This is a genomic window from Nostoc sp. (assembly GCF_036919555.1).
Taxonomy (GTDB): domain Bacteria; phylum Cyanobacteriota; class Cyanobacteriia; order Cyanobacteriales; family Nostocaceae; genus Nostoc.
The window spans coordinates 1-17194 of sequence record NZ_JBALCS010000093.1; the positions used below are offsets into that span (position 1 = coordinate 1).

The 17194-nt window shown below is 42.8% G+C and carries 15 protein-coding genes and 2 pseudogenes; 7 read left to right on the forward strand and 10 right to left on the reverse strand.

Annotated elements, in window-relative coordinates; genetic code table 11:
• Positions 1-400: 400 nt before the first annotated feature.
• Positions 401-1183: a COP23 domain-containing protein gene (locus V7K36_RS25600; RefSeq protein ID WP_335120498.1), complete on the reverse strand. Its 783-nt coding sequence runs from the start codon at positions 1181-1183 to the stop codon at positions 401-403.
• Between the two features lie 148 nt (positions 1184-1331).
• Positions 1332-1703 (reverse strand): annotated as a pseudogene (locus V7K36_RS25605) (hypothetical protein); the annotation flags it as partial.
• 314 nt (positions 1704-2017) lie between these two features.
• On the opposite strand from V7K36_RS25605, the pseudogene V7K36_RS25610 reads away from it, so the two are divergent.
• Positions 2018-2137, forward strand: a pseudogene (locus tag V7K36_RS25610) (DNA methyltransferase); the annotation flags it as partial.
• A 519-nt stretch (positions 2138-2656) separates the two neighbouring features.
• On the opposite strand, the gene V7K36_RS25615 reads toward V7K36_RS25610, so the two are convergent.
• Positions 2657-2869, reverse strand: a complete 213-nt coding sequence (locus tag V7K36_RS25615; protein WP_334831366.1) for a hypothetical protein — start codon at positions 2867-2869, stop codon at positions 2657-2659.
• 931 nt (positions 2870-3800) lie between these two features.
• On the opposite strand from V7K36_RS25615, the gene V7K36_RS25620 reads away from it, so the two are divergent.
• From V7K36_RS25620 to V7K36_RS25630, 3 genes are all read left to right on the forward strand, one after another.
• A complete protein-coding gene (locus V7K36_RS25620) occupies positions 3801-4868 on the forward strand; it encodes an SGNH/GDSL hydrolase family protein (protein ID WP_335120499.1) in 1068 nt (355 codons plus the stop codon).
• A 232-nt stretch (positions 4869-5100) separates the two neighbouring features.
• Complete coding sequence (locus V7K36_RS25625; protein WP_335120500.1) at positions 5101-5349, forward strand: hypothetical protein; 249 nt, start codon at positions 5101-5103, stop codon at positions 5347-5349.
• Between the two features lie 174 nt (positions 5350-5523).
• Positions 5524-6588 (forward strand): radical SAM protein, encoded by a 1065-nt coding sequence (locus tag V7K36_RS25630; RefSeq protein WP_335120501.1) that lies wholly within the window; start codon positions 5524-5526, stop codon positions 6586-6588.
• Here the strand turns inward: V7K36_RS25630 and larE are convergent.
• Entirely contained in the window at positions 6578-7405 is an 828-nt protein-coding gene (larE, locus tag V7K36_RS25635) for an ATP-dependent sacrificial sulfur transferase LarE (protein WP_335120587.1), read from the reverse strand. The genes V7K36_RS25630 and larE overlap by 11 nt on opposite strands.
• Positions 7406-7564: 159 nt before the next feature.
• Complete coding sequence (hrmK, locus tag V7K36_RS25640; protein WP_335120503.1) at positions 7565-9421, reverse strand: hybrid histidine kinase/response regulator HrmK; 1857 nt, start codon at positions 9419-9421, stop codon at positions 7565-7567.
• Positions 9422-9750: 329 nt separating this feature from the next.
• Here hrmK and V7K36_RS25645 point away from each other — a divergent pair, with 329 nt between their 5' ends.
• Complete coding sequence (locus tag V7K36_RS25645; protein ID WP_335120504.1) at positions 9751-10617, forward strand: branched-chain amino acid ABC transporter permease; 867 nt, start codon at positions 9751-9753, stop codon at positions 10615-10617.
• Positions 10618-10638: 21 nt separating this feature from the next.
• On the opposite strand, the gene psaX is transcribed toward V7K36_RS25645, so the two are convergent.
• Positions 10639-10776, reverse strand: a complete 138-nt coding sequence (psaX, locus tag V7K36_RS25650) for a photosystem I protein PsaX (RefSeq protein ID WP_335120505.1) — start codon at positions 10774-10776, stop codon at positions 10639-10641.
• 143 nt (positions 10777-10919) lie between these two features.
• Entirely contained in the window at positions 10920-11891 is a 972-nt protein-coding gene (lipA, locus tag V7K36_RS25655) for a lipoyl synthase (protein ID WP_335120506.1), read from the reverse strand.
• 325 nt (positions 11892-12216) lie between these two features.
• Here lipA and V7K36_RS25660 point away from each other — a divergent pair, with 325 nt between their 5' ends.
• The gene (locus V7K36_RS25660) at positions 12217-12852 is read left to right on the forward strand and encodes a response regulator (RefSeq protein ID WP_335120507.1); all 636 of its coding nucleotides are present in this window, start codon (positions 12217-12219) and stop codon (positions 12850-12852) included.
• Positions 12853-12946: 94 nt separating this feature from the next.
• On the opposite strand, the gene V7K36_RS25665 is transcribed toward V7K36_RS25660, so the two are convergent.
• Positions 12947-14149: an AGE family epimerase/isomerase gene (locus V7K36_RS25665; RefSeq protein WP_335120508.1), complete on the reverse strand. Its 1203-nt coding sequence runs from the start codon at positions 14147-14149 to the stop codon at positions 12947-12949.
• A 224-nt stretch (positions 14150-14373) separates the two neighbouring features.
• Between V7K36_RS25665 and V7K36_RS25670 the strand changes: the two genes are divergently transcribed.
• Positions 14374-15252 (forward strand): aspartoacylase, encoded by an 879-nt coding sequence (locus tag V7K36_RS25670; RefSeq protein ID WP_335120509.1) that lies wholly within the window; start codon positions 14374-14376, stop codon positions 15250-15252.
• Here V7K36_RS25670 and V7K36_RS25675 read toward each other — a convergent pair.
• The gene (locus V7K36_RS25675; protein ID WP_335120510.1) at positions 15249-16136 is read right to left on the reverse strand and encodes an Rpn family recombination-promoting nuclease/putative transposase; all 888 of its coding nucleotides are present in this window, start codon (positions 16134-16136) and stop codon (positions 15249-15251) included. The two genes, V7K36_RS25670 and V7K36_RS25675, sit on opposite strands and share 4 nt — an antisense overlap.
• 83 nt (positions 16137-16219) lie before the next feature.
• Positions 16220-16840 (reverse strand): PEP-CTERM sorting domain-containing protein, encoded by a 621-nt coding sequence (locus tag V7K36_RS25680; RefSeq protein WP_335120511.1) that lies wholly within the window; start codon positions 16838-16840, stop codon positions 16220-16222.
• Positions 16841-17194 lie beyond the last annotated feature (354 nt).

The following is a 17194-nucleotide window of genomic DNA, read 5'->3' on the forward strand; positions in this document are numbered from 1 at the left end:
ATGCTTTAGGTATTGCCTTTCTCAATTATCTCTTGCCACTAGCATTAAGACAAAACCACATATCATAACACAAAATGAATTCTGCAAGAGGTCTAATAATTTGACACTCTCCGGGCTGAAGCCACGGAGATTCTTAAGACTTCACTTTTCTTTTTATCCTAATTACTCAGGTTCCTAAACTCACCATGTAAGTCTTAGAGGATGAATGAACAAGTATTTTTGGTAACATCAAAGTCTCCCAAACCTAACGCCCCTAGCCCCCATTCCCTACAAGGGAAGGGGGGTTCAAAGCCTCTCGACCTTTCGGGGAGAGGAATGGAAGCGGGGTTGGGGGTGAGGTTTTGATCTGATGTACTTCAGGCATCTGGGAACCGCTATATATCAACTAATGAACCATCAATTAGCGGAAATTACCAGGATTTAGACGAGCACCGTTAGGCTGAGACTGACGACGAATTGCTACTCCACTCCGCAAATTGTTTCCAGTACCGCCATCTTGGCGATCGAGGAAAGGTTTCAGATTAATCCCATCTCTAGATGAACTAACCCGATTATTACCATTGCCCAGAAGTGTGTGTCCTAAATTATATAATTCGTTTCCTCCACTACTGCGATCGCCATAAGTGTTAACGGCTATAGTCTGTTGTCCACTGTCAGCACTAGTTAAGTTTTGGAAAACGCTATTGCGGATAACATAGGGGTCTTTCCCACGCGGTACTGTCAGCACAATTCTACAGGTTGGGTTAGCTTCAGTTGTGACGCAGACAATATTTTCGTTATTTTCTACAGCTGTCTGGAGTTCTTGTAAGCCATTTGGACGATAAAGTTCTAAACGACTGGCAATTGCTGCACAACGCCTTTGTGCATCCCAACCACCGCCCAAAGCCGCAGGTGCCGCCCAAGGAAAAAATTGTCCTGCTTGACTTTGTGGCTGATACATAACGGTGTACTGATTATTATAAGTCTGACAGCTAAACCGAGTTGTACCGTCAGCCGAGGGTGAAGATGGTGTGCCTGTCGATGTGTCTATTGGGACTGGTGCTGATGTACCACCTGATGGTACTGTTGGTACTACTACACCATCGCCAGTAGAATCATATTGTGCCATTGCTGCCGAATTGCCCAGACACAAAGATAAACCAAGAATACCCAAAGACATAAATCGCAGCAGTTGTGATGACATAAATCATCCTCCAGTAGAAATAGGTAGGGAATTGATAGTTTAATTGACGAATAATTCTGTTTTTTGATTCATCAAAAATCCTATTTTTTTTGCTATCTTGCTTTTTTCTCTTCGACTAGCTTTTTCACCTGTGCTGGAATTTTACATGACGCGCCGAGTATTCTCCATCCTCAGTGTCAGATATAAATTCCATCACAATTGCTGGAATATCACCCTCTAAATTGGGTGTATAGCTTTTGCGTTCTCCTAAAATCTGATTTACTGATGGCACATAAACCCAGTCAGGTGCTTTAGCCACAAATTGCCCGTTTATCGTCGCACAAAGTCCAAAATTCGAGGCTATCAACATCTGCGGTTGGATGAAACCACTTATCTCAAGGCTTTCGCGCAAAGCACCAGCCAATAGTGGTTGACCTGTATTTTCTACTGGTTCATTCTCTAGATGAAAATCTGCGGGCAATGCTTCCCAAGATATTACCAGTTCTGTTGAAGATTTAGCTTCACCGAGTTGGGTTGCCATAAACACCCACTTTGATTGATTTGTCTTTATTTTATAGCTGACTAGTGGCTTTTTGTCAGGCGATGCCTGGGTTGGGCTATTCGGTGTCGCGTAGCGGCGACCATAGAAGAAGCCCAAATCACTGACCAAACCACCGCTCCGACTTCTCTCTGCGTTAAAAAAATAACTTTAAAATTAAATACTTGGACAATAGTGAACTCCCTACACCGCCTGAGTACAGGTCGGTTGCAGCAACTGGCGTTTTAATACTACCAGAACTTCCTTAGAAGCACTATTAGTAGTAGAGCTACCCACTACCGGATTCCCTTTACGGCGATCGATTTGCAGGTTCTAATACAACTGGGTTTGTTGCTGAAACTCTACAACGCCGATGGATATCTTTTGAAATTAATGATAATTATGTAATGGGAAGTGGTTATCGATTTAGCCAATAAACAAATTAAGTAAAGAGTCACGTTGCTTCTCTAACGAGACGCTGCGCGAACGCTGCGAATTCAAAATTCACGCATTCAAAATTCAAACATTTTTAATCCCTATAAATAAATTTAGGGGCAAGTCAACGGACGCCGTATTTCTCGCACCGCGCGTCTCGAAATACATTTTTTTCTTCTCCATAAATAAATTTAGTTGCTCTGGATCATGAGTCTGTTTCGGTCAGGAGTTATGAGTTAAGATTTATAACTCATAACTCTTGAAGAAGAATTCAGCTATTCTGAATTCAGGAGTCAGAATCAATCAGTGGGGGATTCAGCGCAAAGTGCGGTCTTGGGGTCTCCCCAAGAGGAGCAACTTTGTTCTTAGACCCGCCACTGAATTGTTGCACCACCAAAAATTCTAGTTTTGTGGGGTTTTAAACCCGATTATTCATCCGCCACTCGGAAAGAATTCATTGCTAAATTCTGACTCCTGACTCCTGAATTCTGTTTGATAACTCCTAACTCATAACTCCTCAATTAAATTTCTCCATTCACCTGCATTTGATGAACTTGATCCGCTAGCTCTTGACGAGCTTGATCATCTAGTTTATCAATCGCTAACATCCCCATAAGAATAACTTCTTTCAGGGTTAAACGTGTCGAATGTGCCTGTTTTTGCACAATCTCTTTAATAATAGGACTCACACCAATCGCTGTACTAGCTCTAGCCACGGAATAAAAGCAAAACACTAATGATTCAGCCTAAATATTAGCACTTTAAATGAGGTTATTCTCTAGAGTTAAAACTTAATTTAAATGTGTTTCAACTCATACTTCAATGAGTAAACATAAATCTTAAATTACCAATATAGAGAACAACGGTTCTAAGTGCTGGGCATTGTCATGCTTCTCGACAATTTATATAAAACCCTCAATCATCGCATCAAACGTAAGAGTTTACTTTTGGATGAAAATAAATTTAACTTTTGTCATCCCAGCATAACGCGTATAGTATCAAACAGAGCTAGAGATGACTCCAGAGTTATCTCTAGCTCTGTTTGAATTAAGTTCTAAAATTCTCAGCATGGCAAACCTGATGCTTGATCATTGAGGGCACAGCATCGTATGATATCAATATTCTCAACAGTTAAACTCTAGTCATGCCAAGTTCAAAACTGATGCATTTGCACCGCTCAATTTCAGATGAGAAATTAAAAAGCGTAGACGTGAAAGGGCTTGTCGTCAGACATCGCCTCTCGGTCTAGCAAAATCTGATGCGATCGCACAATTTACTGAAATCTGGAAACCTAAAATCAAATGGTTATTTCCTAATATTAGCAACATCAAAAGCAAAACCTCTGTCCTGAGATACTCAAAAATCACTCAGTAATCGCCGAGTTTAAAAACACTTGCAATACTTGTGACAACTGAGTTATGGAAAGTGGTCGGATGATCACAACAGTGCTTTCAGTAAAAGTATTCTCAAAAATAAGACTTGTATACCACTGAGAAAACCGTACTTTAAAGAGATCGTAAATTATCAAATATAATATCGTGAACACGCTTTACAGAACTATACAGTGTAAATAAGAATAATAACTTAACCGAAGTAAAATTTTCCTGAATACAGGCAACTAATGCTGTCATAGGGAAAAGCAGTGAGTAGAGGAGAGACAAAGCGATGAAGGACCCTTATCTGTTGGCAGCAGGTTTGTTAACAGGATTGGCAATACCCGCATCGGCTCTTCCACATCTGTCGATTGTCCTGCCAGAAAATTCTAGATCCCTGTGGGATTTAAAACAGGGTTCCCAGGCAATAGTCAGTACAAAAGTTATCTCTAACGTTGATTTCTCCTTACCAGAACTCAGCGGCCAAGTGTTGCAACCCCTAAAAAGTTCGCAGCCAACAGTAGGTGAGGAAAATATCAATAGCGTTGATCTCTCCTTAGCAGAACCCAGCAGTCAGGGATTACCAGCCCCAACAGAGTCACTACTCAACTCCAGCGGCCAAGCAGCTAGTCTCTCACTAACATCCGGCAATCAACTTTATTACCAAAGATTGGCGGCTCTGAAAACAGGTCAGATTTATACACGCGTGGATAGTGATAATTTTCAATCTTTGTGGGAGTCGATCAAGAAACGTCAACTAACTTATGACGACTGGAAAAGTTTACTAGCTTTAGAAGCTAGAGCGATCGCTCAAGGTCAAGGTGCAAATCATCTAAGTATCTTAGTTGGTGATTCTTTGAGTATGTGGTTTCCTAGAGAAAAACTACCTACTGGTAAATTGTGGTTGAATCAAGGCATATCTGGAGATACTTCCAGTGGGGTTTTAAAAAGATTGGGGGCATTTTCGGCAACGCGGCCAGATGTGATTTACATCATGACTGGGATTAACGACTTACGCAAAGGCGCTAGTGATGAAACAATTTTGCGTAATTATCGCCGAATTATCCACCGCTTACGGCGGACTCACCCACATGCTCAAATCATTGTCGAATCAATTTTGCCTACTCGCCTACCAAAAGTTTCCAATAGCCGCATTCGTCACATCAACATACAACTAACCGTGATTGCTAAACAAGAAGGCGCTAATTATCTAAATATTTATAGCTGGTTTACGGATATGGAAGGCAATATGCGCCCAGAGTTGACCACAGATGGGTTGCACCTGTCTCAAGAGGGATATGATGTCTGGCGATCAGCACTACAGCAGATAGAATACAAGCTGACTCAGCGCCAGAATTGAGCGATCGCTTTGCCATAACTTGGAGCGATCGCATCACCATAAGTTATAGAATTGCGTAGATAGGTTGCCAAATAGTGCCTATAAATATAAATATTTGTAACTTAACATAGTAGCTTTGCGTAAGTTTCTCAGAAAGGAATGAAATTGAAAGTGTGCGGATCGCTCATAAAAATCAGCGATGTCTACGACAGGCTATTTGGCCTCGCACTTCATCAAAAACAAGGAGAATATCATGGAAAACCGTCTGCAAGTGCAAGACATTCAAGGCGAGGAATTGATGGATCTGACCCCAGAAGAAGAAGAAGAGTTGAAAGGAGGAGGATTAAAATCTCACTTTGTTATTGGGATTCCCGGTTTTCCTATTGGCGTTCCCGTCTACTTAATCCAGGTTTCAACTAAGGAGGAAAATATCTCAACAATTTCAACTAAGGCGGTAAATATCCCAACAATTTCAACTAAGGCGGTAAATATCGGTCAGTAGTCAACGGGGTTCAGATAAGATCCCCCCGGCTCTGGCGACCCCTTTAAAAAGCGACCATCTGAACCGGATCGCTTTTTAAACGGGTCATTAGAAGCCCCAACCCCCGAATTTATCGGGGGTTTGAGGCTTCTATAGAGTTTTAGATCAGAAAGAGTAATTGGAGTTGGTAAGTATATGACACCTACTGGAAATTTTAACCGCATTCTGCAAATCCACCCGTCCAGACGGTGCAATCTGCGCTGTCTCCATTGTTACTCTTCTTCCAGCCCGGAGGAGCGTGACCAACTCAGTGTCCCGCTCCTTTTACAAGCAATTACCGATGCAAGTGAACAAGGGTATATCATTGCCAGCTTTTCAGGAGGAGAACCCCTTGTCTACAAACCTCTGCCCGAACTGCTAAAACAGGCTCATCAATGTCAGATGCGGACAACGGTTACTTCCAACGGTATACTCTTGGACGAGGGACACTTGGAGCAGCTGACTGGAGCGGTTGATCTACTCGCCATTAGTCTTGATGGAATGCCAGCCTCCCATAACCGTATGCGTTCTTCAGAGCAGGCTTTTGAAAAAATGGCGGCTCGACTAGAAGGGGTTCGCCAATCGGGTATCCCATTTGGGTTTATTTTTACACTCACAAAACAAAATTTTCGAGAGTTAGACTGGGTTGCAAATTTTGCCTTGGAACAAGGGGCGAACTTATTGCAGATTCATCCACTTGCAGAAGTCGGACACGCTACCCAAAGCCTTGTCGGGTATAGACCGAATCCGAGGATCTTATCCTATGCTTACCTAAAAGCCACACGTCTGCAAGAAGCCCTTGGTGACAGGTTGTTTATTCAGATTGATTTAACTCATCAAGATTTGCTGCGTTCAAATCCCGGTAGTTTTTTTGCAGACGAATCCCTAATAAATCAGCAAGACTACTGCTTTGCTGACCTCGTGTCACCTCTAATTATCGAAGCCGATGGGACAGTCGTGCCAATGCAACATGGTTTTGACCGCAATTATGCTCTAGGAAATCTTAATGAGGCATCTCTGGGCGAACTCACTAAGCATTGGCGTCAAGAGCGCTACCGCGCTTTTCGAGAACTCTGCCAACACGTTTATCAAGAGCTAACAGCACCTGCTGATCTGCCGATTACAGATTGGTATGAGACACTGATGCAGTTGGCGAAGACAAGTGAGGCAGGTGAAAACAGCCCAACCTTGTCTACAGTCCAGGAAAATCCTATACTTTAACGCCCAAGGCTTCCTGATTCAAAACCTGATTCAACTTCCCACTGCGATAACCTTCCAAATCTAAGGTTACATAGATAAATCCCAAATCTTGAAATGCGGAAATTAATATTTGTAAATCCGTAGTTAACACAAACTCTTTAATTTGTTCTGATGGTAATTCAATGCGTGCTGTATCCCCTTGCGATCGCACGCGCAAATTCTGCCAACCTAGTTTACGCAGAAAAATTTCTCCTCTACCGACTCGTTGCAACTTAGCTACAGTAATCTCTTCACCGTAAGGAAACCGGGAACTGAGGCAAGGTTGAGCAGGTTTATCCCACCAAGCTAAACCGAGTTGTTGCGAAAGTTGGCGAACTTCTAATTTCGTGACACCGACTTCTGCTAAAGGCGATCGCGCCCCTCTTTCCTTCGCCGCCTGAATTCCTGGGCGATAATCATGCAAATCATCGGCATTCACCCCATCCATTACATAGGGATAGCCCAACTCTAAAGCTAAAGGTTTGAGAGTATCGTGCAACTCACTTTTGCAAAAATAACAGCGATTAACCGGGTTAGAGGTGTAATTGGGATTTTCCATCTCGTGAGTCTGGAGGATTTTATGAGGAATCCCAATCGTTGCAGCTTGAATTTTTGCGTCTTCCAATTCTTCTGGCAATAGCGAAGGAGAAACAGCCGTGACAGCCAAAGCGCGATCGCCCAACACATCAAAAGCAATTTTGGCAACCAAAGTGCTATCAACGCCCCCAGAGTAGGCAATCAACGCCTGCTCCATTTCTTTAAATAAGGCTATTAATTGCTCAAATTTTTCTGTTAGCATCATTTCTCAATCCTGCCAAAACCCTATAGCACCCAACAATTTCTATTGTAGTCATTTGTCATTGGGCACTGGGCATTGGGCATTGGGCATTGGGCATTGGGTATTGGGCATTGGGCATTGGGCATTGGGCATTGGGCATGGTTATTTTCCTTGTCTCCCTCACTCCCCACTCTCCACTCCCCACTCCCCATCAACCGAGGTTGGTGCTTTACTGTACTTCTTCACCAGACTGTCTAAAAGTGGTAAATCAATCGGTTTAGAAATATAGTCATTTACTCCAGATGCTAAACAAATTTCGCGATCGCCTTTCATCGCCATTGCTGTTTGGATAATTATCGGAATCGCCCTATATTGCTCATTTTCTCGCAGTTGTTGCACCAAGTTCAGACCATTTCCATCTGCCAGGTAGACATCCATTAAAATCACGGCTGGGTTTAATTGTGTTAGAGCTTCCCACATCTCACTAGCATTCTTGGCCCAAGTCACCTGATATCCCAATTTACGTAGATGAATTTGCATCAAATGAGCGTTGGCTAAGTCATTTTCTACCAGCAAAATGTCTACACAGGAACTAGGGGTGAAAGGCAGAGGGGATGAAGAAAATTTTGCTTCCTCTACTCCCTGATCTCCATCCACTCCCGCCTCTTGCTTAAGGGGAAGTACGAGGGTAAAACGAGAGCCGTGATCTATTTCCGATTCCACTTTCACAGAACCACCGTGAATTTCGGCGAGTTTTTGAGTCACTGCTAAACCCAAACCAGTACCTTCAACACCATCAGCTACAGTCTTGGCAATTTGGAAATAGGGTTGAAACAGTTGAACTTGGTCTTCTTGAGAAATGCCACTGCCAGTATCCCAAACTGTAAAATGCACAAATTCACCTTTGGAAGCAACCTGTAAGCCAACACTTCCTTGACTCGTAAACTTTAGGGCGTTGGAGAGTAAATTCCACAGCATTTGCTTAAGTCGTAAGGAGTCGGCTACTAGGGTTGTAATATCAGGGTCAATTTCTCGGCACAGTCTCAAATTCTTACTAGCGGCTTTCTCTTTCACCAACGCCAAAACATTGCAACACAACAGTTCCACATCTATTGTTTCCCAATGCACATCCAGCTGATTTGCTTCAATTTTAGAGAGATCCAAAATATCATTAATTAGATCTAGCAAGTGCTTGCCGCTAGACTGCATCATATTTAAATACTCTTGCTGGCGTTCTCTAGTTGGTTCGTATCCTGGTGCTAAAAGCATGCTGATTGCCAGCATTATAGAACTAAGTGGTGTACGAATTTCGTGACTAGTATTTGCCAGAAACTGATTTTTCAGTTGATTAGTGTGCTCCAATTCTTGATTAGAGCTACTTAAGTGTTCATACAGTTGCTGCGAAGATAGGATATGTCTAAGTTGTAGCAAGACTGTCCTACAGTGTATGGCAGACCTTGCCATCAACTGTGATCTGAGTTGAGCCTGTGATTCTATGAGCGACTGGTGATCGCAGCTTCGGGACGTTGCGGCGATAATTAGCCAGCCCATGATACTGCCAGAATCATCAGCTAATCGCCAAGCGCTGGGTGGTTGTTGATTTTCAAGCTGTTGCAAATCTCCGACTTCTATAACCTCTTGCAATCTCAACAGCAGCTTTTTTTCTGCTGTCAGCACTTCTAGAAATAAAGGTTGTGAGTTTGCGGATGGAGAAGGAGAAACATAGCAAACTGTGGCAACAGTTTCTTGTGGTTGAAACAGAGCGATACCTATGGCACAATCTGTAAGCGCTAGATTACTGCTGTGAACAGCACTGTTAATCTGGTCAACCACAGTTTGGAAAACTTCTGCTTGTGCGGCTTCTGCCTGGGGGACAGTGTTACAAGCAGAAAGCAGGCAATCATTAAGGCGACTTTGCAACTGGTTCAAGCTGCTCTCCAACCACAGCTGTGTGCGAAGTTGCAGAATTGTTGTCAAAAGTTTTGGCGTTGCATCTATCTGTGAGTTCTGGTCTGGTAAGCTTGAATACTGCTGCATGGTCAATTAGACCGTTGAACAAATGTTAGCTTCACATAAAAATCCGAACAGGATTCGTATGTATATTAGCGGACAATTCTTTATTTACTTATAAACCATGATTTTTATTTATAAACCATAGCTTATGTTGTTATCAACCATAACTTATGATGTCTGGTTTAGCCTAGACTATAAAAATTATTGGATGAATCACTGTACTAAAATTTTTTAAAGCAACTTATAGCGGTTCTCACTTGAGTGAGGTACAAGAACCCCACCTCCAACCCCCTCCCCCTCTTCGAGAGGGGACTATGATGTACTTCATGTTATTAGGAAACGCTATAAGACTTATGGATACACAATTCGCCCAATTAATCGTTAATGGGATTGCGGTGGGGAGCATTATTGCTCTAGCGGCAGTCGGACTAACTCTTACCTATGGAATTTTACGGTTATCTAACTTTGCTCATGGTGACTTTCTAACTTTAGGAGCCTATCTGACTTGGCTGATCAACTCTATTGGAGTCAATATTTGGCTATCGATGATCCTGGCGGCGGCGGGAACAGTAGCAGCAATGCTGTTATCGGAAAAGTTACTGTGGTCAAGGATGCGCTCTATGCGTGCTACTTCCACTACGCTGATTATTATTTCTATCGGACTTGCCTTATTTCTCCGCAATGGGATTATTTTTATCTGGGGTGGCAAGAACCAAAATTACAATTTACCTATTACCCCAGCTTTAGATATTTTGGGTTTAAAGGTGCCGCAAAATCAATTATTAGTATTGGGGTTGGCGGTGCTAGTAATTTTGGCGCTGCATTACGTGCTGCAAAATACGAAAATTGGTAAGGCGATGCGAGCAGTTGCTGACGATCTGGACTTAGCTAGGGTTTCAGGTATCAATGTTGATCGAGTAATTTTCTGGACTTGGCTAATTGCTGGCACTCTTACGTCATTGGGTGGGAGTATGTATGGGTTAATTACAGCCGTGCGCCCGAATATGGGATGGTTTTTAATTTTACCATTATTTGCCTCAGTAATACTTGGTGGGATTGGCAACCCTTACGGTGCGATCGCGGCAGCTTTTATTATTGGCATCGTCCAGGAAATCAGCACTCCTTGGCTGGGTTCCCAGTATAAACAAGGTGTAGCACTGTTGATCATGATTTTGGTGCTGCTCATTCGTCCCAAAGGTTTATTCAAAGGGACGATTTGAGCAGCACCACTCCACTTCTAACTATTGAATAACGCGGAAATAGTAGGCTGCTACCAGTAAGTTGAGAGCCAACAAGAATACTGCCCAGCCTGTGCGATAGGCGTAGGGAGGTTTAGCTCCACTATCGGCAACTGGGGAATTCTTAGCTTTAGCAGTCATAATGCGATTCTCCTAATGTCAAGACTTTTTAAGAAATACCAAACTGGCGTACCAAATATTCAAATTCTTTAAGAATATTTGTGTGAACTTGGGCATTGGGCACAAGAGGCAGAGGGGCAGGGCGCAGGGGGCAAGGGGGAGAATTAAAAATTACCTCTTTCTCCTCTGCTCCCTGCTCCCTGCTCCCTGCTCCCCTGCCTCATCTCCCCCACTCCCTCCTCTCCAGCATGATAAGAACTGCGAACCAGAGGCCCAGAACGAACATGGTTGAATCCCATTTCCCATGCTAATCTGCCGAGTTGATCAAATTCCTCTGGAGTCCAATATTTTTGGACTGGCAGATGTTCTAGAGAAGGACGCATATACTGCCCGATAGTCAAGCGATCGCACCCTACAGCCCTGAGATCAGCCATTGCTTCCACAACTTCATCAAGTGTTTCTCCGTGTCCCAGCATCAAACCTGATTTGGTGGGAATTGTCGAATCGATTTCTTTGACTATAGCCAGCACCAACAGCGAGCGATCGTACTTGGCTCCCCGGCGCACTGGCCCAGTTAACCGTTGCACTGTCTCAATATTGTGATTGAAACAAGCTGGTTTGGCTTTCACAATCATCGCTATGCGCTGGCGTTGACCTGACTCTCCAACACCAGCACCACCCCAAAAGTCTGGGGTCAGCACTTCAATTTGAGTCTCTGTGTTCAACTGGCGGATAGTCGCGATCGTCTTCACAAAGTGCGCTGCACCCTGATCGGGTAAGTCATCACGGGCTACAGAAGTCAGCACCACATAACGCAACCCCAAAAGCTGCACCGCCTCGGCGACCTTTTGGGGTTCCTCTAAATCAAGGGGCATTGGTGCATGACCTTTATCTACTTGACAGAAAGCACAAGAGCGTGTGCAAGTGGGGCCCATTAGTAAGAAAGTTGCAGTTTTTTGGGCGTAGCACTCTCCCCGGTTGGGACAGCGGCCTTCTTCGCAAATTGTGTGAATTTGGCGCTGCTTAATAATGCGTTGTACGGTAGAGATTTCACTGGCTTTGGCAATTGGACGACGTAACCAGCTAGGCATTGCCGTAATTTCAGACTTTAATTCGGCTTGTTGTGACGAAATCATAAAGATCCAAGCAAGATGCGGATATAGAGTAGTGGTCTGTCAATTAACAAATGATAGATAAGAATAGACGCAAGGAGCAGGAACCCTCTTAATCAAGTCACCATGTCCCTTATGCCCTAGATCAAAGCTAAAGCCTTAAATATCACCATGACACAAATTGAAAAGAGCGCCAGCAAAAGTTTTGCAAAACACCTCTAGCAGTGTCATTTATACCGAAATATACTATCCCCCAATTGCTAAAAATTTTGTATATAGTAGGAGAATTCTCAAGGACAATCAGCAAAGTCGCTATTTACACTTAAAGTTTCTATTAGAGAAAAGAGTCGTGGCAAGTAACAAAATTTTAGTTATCGATGACACTACAGTTGTCAGGGTAAAAGTACGAGAAATGTTGCCTCCGGGCAATTTTGAGGTACTGGAAGCAAAAGACGGTTTGGAAGGACTAAATTTCATCCTTCAGGAAAAACTCAGCCTGATTATGCTGGATTTCTTGTTGCCTAAAATGAGTGGCTGGGAGGTTTTCCAGAAAGTTCAAGCCGATCCAGAGTTAAGGAAAATTCCTTTGGTGGTCATGTCTGGTCGGAAGGAAGAAGTTACCGAGAAAATCACAGAACCATTTGAATATTTTGAATTTCTGGGCAAGCCTTTTGATCAGAAGCAACTAATTAGCGCAATTAAGTTAGCTATGACCAAGGCGAAACTGCCACGCCCAGAACTAGTTCCAGTAGGAGCAGGAGTTGCTGTAAAAAATAGCACAGTTGCAACTTCTCATGTCGCCAATGCTACGGCAGCAACTCCGATTGCTACAAATACGGCGATCGCAACCCCTAGCGTCGAAGCAGCCTCCAACGCAGAAATTAAGGCATTGAACGAGAAAATGGTCACAATGCAAGCAGAAATTGATAGCTTGAAGAAACAATTAACTCAGGTTGTGACTTTTATTAAACAAAAAATCAAGTAGTATTTGTACTCATTTTTTCTGGTAAGATAATTATGACCAATAGAACTACGGAGTTCTGGAGGCTATTCCCGATGAATTGGGGAGCTATGTCCATCTATCGGTTGGGGTAGTTCACCGCCTCAAACTGCTGCCAGCAAAGGTACAATGCACGCGGTACGTGAAAACATCCTTTCCATTTGCCGCCTTTAAGGTTCAACAATACTTCCCCACGCCGATTGAGATAGCCAAACCACTCACCGTACTCTGAATCAGCAAAATGTGACCAGGCGTAATCGTGCATTTTTTGATACCATTCCCAACATACCTCACGCCCGGTCAGGCGATAGCCCATCGCTAACGCAACCAAAGACTCTAGGTGAACCCACCACAACTTTTGATCCCATTCCAATTGTTGTGGGGGATGACCATCTGCATCCATAAAGTAATACAATCCGCCGTACTCGCTATCCCAAGCAAAATTCAGGATATTTAACACCACATCAACGGCTTGGTTAATAGTTTTAGGATCATTTTTGCGACGGGCGATGTCCATGATGAACCACATAGCTTCGATACCGTGACCTGGGTTAATCAGCCGTCCCTCAAAACAATCAATGTGGGAACCATCAGGGGCAACGTTTTCGTACATTAGTCCCCGTTCTTGGTCGAGAAAATCAGTCATCACTTCGCCCTGAGTCTCAGCCAAGACATTCTCTAGTGTTTCCTTTGGCAGCAACCATTCCATTTCTAGAGTCAGGTTGGCTAAAATCATCGGTACAGCCAATGATTTCATCGGGCGTGTGCCGGGATAGGTTTTATTATATTTGCCCTTCGGGTTGTCCTTGCGGCGTAATACGTTTTTGTAAGCTTGCATTGCCACATCTTTTGCCCATTCTTCGCCGCCAGCGAGTGCATATTGACTAAATGCCATCGCCGCAAAGCAATCAGAAAAGATATTGTAAGGTTGAACCAGTGATTTCCCTTCACGGGTGAGGGCAAAGTACCAGTTACCATCACTATCTCTGCCATGTTGGGCGAGAAAATTAGCGCCATTGCTGGCAATTTTCAGCCAGTTTTCGCGTTTTTCTAGCTGGTTGTAAAGCATCGAAAAAGTCCACACTTGGCGGTTTTGCAGCCAGATGAATTTGTCTGTATCATAAATTTTGCCGTAGCGATCGAGACAAGTGAAATAGCCGCCTTGCTGCCAATCGAGAGAATATTTTTCCCAAAATGGAAGTACGTCGTTGAGGAGGGCGTTTTTGTAAAGTTCAGCGTAGGCGTAGCCCGCCGGAGGCATCGCTTGAAAATTATACCCCATAAATTTCCTCCCCTTTTGTGATAAAACCAAGAGCTTAACAGTTATCATATTTTGGTTCAAACATGGAGCGACGCCGAACAGCCCGTCGTAGACATCGCGTCAGTCTCTGACAAGATTTACTCAGCAGAAGGTATACTTCTATTTTATATCTTGGATTATTCTCAATAACCGTAGGATGAGCATTATAGTGTCCACCCGACAAGTTTTTTAGATATGAGGTTGTTATGAGTCAGATTCAACGGGTTGCGATCGTTGGAGGAAACCACGGAAATGAGTTAACAGGAGTACATCTAGTCAAAAAGTTTCAGCAATATCCTAATTTAATCAATAGATCAAGTTTTGAAACTCTAGCATTACTTGGCAATCTCAAAGCTATTGAAGAAAGCAAACGATACATTGACAAGGATTTAAATCGTTGCTTCACCAATCAAGGCTTACAAAATCCCCAACTCTCAAGTTATGAAGATACGCGCGCGAAAGCAATCCAACAGATATTGCAACCGCAAAATCAGCCATTTGTAGATGCAATTATTGATTTGCACAGCACAACTGCCAACATGGGGTTAAGTCTGATTTTGTCTGATACACATCCTTTTTTACTTCGGTTAGCCGCTTATTTAAGTTCAAGAAATCCTTTAGTAAAAGTCTGTATTAATCAGCAATCCAAAGAAAGTGGCTTTCTCCGTTCTTTGTGCGAATTGGGTTTTGTTATAGAAGTTGGGGCGGTGGCTCAGAATGTTTTAAACGCCGAATTATTTGAGAAAACGGAGCAGCTTATTTATACGATTTTAGACTATTTTGAAGGCTGCAACCAAGGTAATATTTTACAGGAAAATAGTCAGCTTACATTATATAAATATATTGGAACTATAGATTATCCTAGAAGCGAGCGCGGGGAGATTCAAGCTATGATTCATCCTCAGCTTCAGTTTAGGGATTATGAACCTCTGAATCCCGGTGATCCAATGTTTCTGACTTTTGAAGGAAAAAATATTTTCTATGAAGGAGCGTCTACTGTTTATCCTATTTTTATTAATGAAGCAGCTTACTACGAGAAAGGAATTGCGATGTATCTAACTCAAAAGCAGCAACAGGTAGTTTAATTTATTCGCCCTTCTAACCAAGATTGCAAATCAGCCAAAGTAGTAAAATCAAGCAATGCATCGCTCAATTCTTCAAGAAGAGGGAAAGGTAAACCAGAAATGGATGAGCGCATTTCCGCAGACAGTTCTCCAAGCCGCTTAGTTAATTGTCGAGAAATAGCATTAGCCATCGCTTCTCGTCCTTCTTCTCGTCCTTCTGCTCGTCCTTCTTCTCGTCCTTCTTCTCGTCCTTCTGCCTTAATTTCTCGGTAAACTCGCGTTTGCTGTAGTGTTATTCCTAGCATAGACTCTACCTCTGCTTGGTTCAATTGTTCAAATCTGTACATCATTATCGTCGTTACCATATCTATTATGGCGCGACTCGCTACTAATGGTACTTCTTGCCGAGTTCTTGTTAACAAATACCTTGCTTCTTCAGGTGCTTGTTCTGACTCTACCGTAGTTAATACCATCAATGCTACCCATAAAGGTAATTGGCGAATATTCCCCAATTCATCTAAATACACCCGATGCACTTGGTTACTGTTTAGTAATCCACGATGAGGATAAATGTTACTTTGTTCGGTATTGCGAGATGGATAAATTACAACTGCTTGCCAGTCGTTAAATCTGGCGCGGTTGCGGTAGAAATATAACGAAGATTCAGCAAACACCCTTTCATAAAGCTGTTCATCCTTTTGAAACTGTACCTCACAGAAATATACAATCCCAGGAGTCTCGCTTTCTGGTGGTAAAAATACCCCGTCAATTTCAAATTTGGGTTCCTTGACAGCTACCGAATCAAATCGATAAGCATCTGCATTTGTCGGCGGATTTGTCAATAGTTCAAATAAAAGACTGGGCGATTGTTGAAACAATTTGTAAAAAATTGAGTCCCGACGCATGGAGCATTTTATTTATTTCTTAAATATGCGAATCTTTGCTATTTCGATGGTTCCCGACTTAACGGGAAAAGTCGGGAGCCTCATCAGGTTATATTTTTTTTGGAAACAGTTCTGTTGCTGCTGAGTGCTACACCGAACATAGCAACTACCAGGGTTCCCAAAATAGTTGTCGGTTCAGGAACCGCAGATGCTTTAATCTGATTCGTACTCGAATCGAGCAATTGACTATTGTCTGCTGTAGTATTTCGGTAAAGATAAGAGGTCGCCCCCGGAGAGATGAAGATACGGCCGGGAGCCTCAACATTGCTGAGAAAAACATCACCTATACCACTACCAGTACCTACATCAAAAGCCCCAAATAAATTGCCTGTAGTCGTGTCAAAATTAAACTGGAAAAACTGATTGCTTGATACACCATTAACAACCTCGTTTTTAGTTCCAATCAACTCCTGTGATGGATTGAAAAAAGAAACATTGAGTGACTGCAAGGCTTTTGTACTTCCCGCACCACTTTCGGAAATTATGGCTGGGGTAGTGGTTTCATCGTAGCTGAACGAGCCAGAAACCGAATAACCAGCATCACCCTTCCAGTTAAATGTTAAATCAGCAGCTTGAGCCAGATTAGTAGAAACAATCATGGAAGTCGCACAGAGTGCCAAACTAGTAGCTACCTGCGCTGGGGCTAGGGCGAAAAAGCTTTTCATTGATTACATAGCCTCCAATTGACAAATTACTGCAAGTGAGTATAATCGCATGACACGGCAGTAAACGCCGAATTTCACATCAAGAAATCAAAAACTGCCAAAATCGTAAATTTAATCAAAATTCCTTGACCAATAGATTTTATCCCAGAAGAGTTCACAAATTATAAAAAAATTCGTAATTTATAATTGGGACTCTTATATCATGTTCGCTTGATTACTTACAGCAGTTTTCGACCAAGCCCGCCACAAAATCAATCGCAGAATAGACTCTATCACTGGTTTTGATTATTTCCATCTGTGGCACGATTGATTGCAATTTGCTGTATTAAACCCGAAGAACCCCACCCCACCAAA